This window comes from Roseateles sp. P5_B10 (genome assembly GCF_056400485.1).
Map to the genome: position 1 here is coordinate 1 of NZ_JBFULE010000804.1, position 2,326 is coordinate 2,326.

Genomic DNA, 2,326 nt, shown 5'->3' on the forward strand with positions numbered 1-2,326 from the left:
GCATTGGCCTTGGGTGCCGGCTGGGTGGCGGCGGGGGCGGTCAGATGCAGACCGGCGATCAGGGCGGCAACAAGGGTCTTGCGCAAGAAAGTCTCCACGGCGTGATGAGCCGGTGGGCAGTCTGCCAGCGCGCTGCCGGGGTGATGAAAGAATGCGGCATGACCCCGGAAAACTCCCTAGGCCAGCCCCTGGTCCTCAGCATGGGTGATGCCTGTGGCATCGGCCCCGAGATCATCGCCAAGTTGTGGCGGCACGAGATGCCGCGGGATGCCCTGGTGGTCGGCGACGTTGCCGTCATGAGGCGCGCGGTCGCTGCTGCCGGCGGTGGCCTGGCGGTCGCCGAATTGCATGCGGCCGATGAGTTAGGCCGCGTACCGCCGCGCTGCCTGCCAGTCTGGCAGCCCGCTGGCCTGCCCGCAGGCTTGATCGATGCCCCCTTGGGCCAGGTCGATGCCCGTGCCGGCGCGGCCGCAGCCCYGTGCATCGAGGCCGCCGTCGGCCTGATCCAGGCCGGCCATGCGCGCGCCCTCATCACGGCGCCCATCCACAAGGAAGCCCTGCATGCGGCCGGCTCGCCCTACCCGGGCCATACGGAAATGCTGCAGGCCCTGGCGGGGGGCGTTCCGGTGCGCATGATGCTGGCCAACGAGGAGCTGCGCACGGTGCTCGTCACCATCCACTGCTCGCTGCGTGAGGCCATCTCCCGCGTGACCCGTGAGGCCGTGGGAGAGACGCTGCGCATCACGCAGGCGGCGCTGCAGCGCATGGGCATCGCCGCGCCGCGCATTGCCGTGGCCGGGCTGAACCCGCATGCCGGCGAAGGCGGCTTGTTCGGTGATGAAGAGATCCTGCATATCGCGCCGGCCATCGCCGACGCGCGTGCCGCGGGCATGGACGCCAGCGGCCCCTATGCGCCCGACACCATCTTCATGCGCGCCCGGCGCGGCGAGTTCGACGTCGTCGTCGCCATGGTGCACGACCATGGCTTGATCCCGGTCAAATACCTCGGGGTGGAGCAGGGCGTCAACGTGACGCTGGGCCTGCCCTTCGTGCGCACCAGCCCCGACCACGGCACGGCTTTCGACATCGCGGGGCGGGGCCTGGCCGACCCGGCCAGCCTGGGCGCGGCACTCGCGATGGCGCGACGGCTGATCGGCGGCTAGCGGCCGCCGAGCGCCGCCAGTTGCGCCCGGGCACGAGCCGTCGCGCGCTCCAGCAGCAGACCGTGTTCATAGGCGCGCATGCGGTCGGCCTCGCAGAGCTTCCTCAGCATGCGGGCCGTCATCGTCACCGTCTCCTGGTGGCGGTTGCCGTGCGTGAAGATGAAGAAGCTGCGCCCGGCGCTGACATGGGCCAGGCGCACCTTCTGCCATTCGTTGCCGGTGTGCATCTGATAGGCGAAGCCGAGCTGCATGTTGTCCACCAGCAGGGCGCCGCTGCTGGCCTCGGGTGCGCCCTCGGCGGCGGGCAGGCCGTCGATGGAGATGTCCACGGCCTGCAGCGGTTCGGCCGCGGCCGCGGCGTCGTTGCCTGACAGGTCGAGGTCCAGCTCGCCGTTCCAGTCGACGCTGGCTTCCTCGACGAGGCCCAGGCTCTTGGCCTCGGCCGGCGTCAGGCGCTGGCTGGCGTCGAGATCGCCGGGCGCCGTCTCGCCGGCCATGGGCCTGGCGAGGTCGGCCTCGGCTGGTGGCGCGACGCCGAAGATCTGGTCGAGCTGCTTGATCAGCAGGTTGGTGTCCAGGGCGCTGGCGGCCTGGCCCTTCAGCGATTCGGCATGCGCGGGCAGCAGCACGCCGAAGAAGTCCTTGCGCGGGCCGTCTGGCCAGCGGATCAGGTCCATGCCCTCGTTGAGGGTGCGCATCAGATTGGGCAGCTCGCGCAGGAAATCGGCGCGCGCGGCCGTGCCGCCCTTGGGCTGCACGCTCATGACCAGGGTGCGGCCGAGCGTGCGCAGGCGCAGGGCCCGCTCCGGCGCGCCCTCGCGCGAAGCCAGCACGATGGCCTGGGACCAGACTTGAGCCAGGAAGGTGCGCAGGAAGTCCTGCATTGGCACACGGGCGAGCTGCTGCTGCAGTTGCAGGGCGTAGCGCTGCTGCAGGCGCAGGTCGGTCTCGCGGCGCTCGACGACGGCAGCGGCGTCGCCGGCAGCCTTCAGCGTGCTGCGGGTCTGCTCGGTGATGAAGGCTTCCAGGGCGTCCAACTTGGACGTGTAGACGTCCATGCGGTCGAAATCGCCCTGGGCGACGTCCTGCACGAGGTCGCGCACATGGGCCAGGAAGGAGCGGCCGGGATCGTCGCTGAAGTCCTCAAAGGCACAGGCGAGGGA

Annotated in this window: 2 protein-coding genes; one reads left to right on the plus strand and one right to left on the minus strand. The window is 70.5% G+C overall.

What is annotated here, in order from left to right; genetic code table 11:
- Positions 1-158: 158 nt before the first annotated feature.
- Positions 159-1,163, plus strand: coding sequence for a 4-hydroxythreonine-4-phosphate dehydrogenase PdxA (gene pdxA, locus AC1DU6_RS27870; protein WP_477861089.1), 1,005 nt, complete (start codon positions 159-161; stop codon positions 1,161-1,163).
- On the opposite strand, the gene AC1DU6_RS27875 is transcribed toward pdxA, so the two are convergent.
- Positions 1,160-2,326 (minus strand): DUF1631 family protein (locus AC1DU6_RS27875; RefSeq protein WP_477861091.1); only part of this gene is annotated, 1,167 nt, incomplete at its 5' end. The genes pdxA and AC1DU6_RS27875 overlap by 4 nt on opposite strands.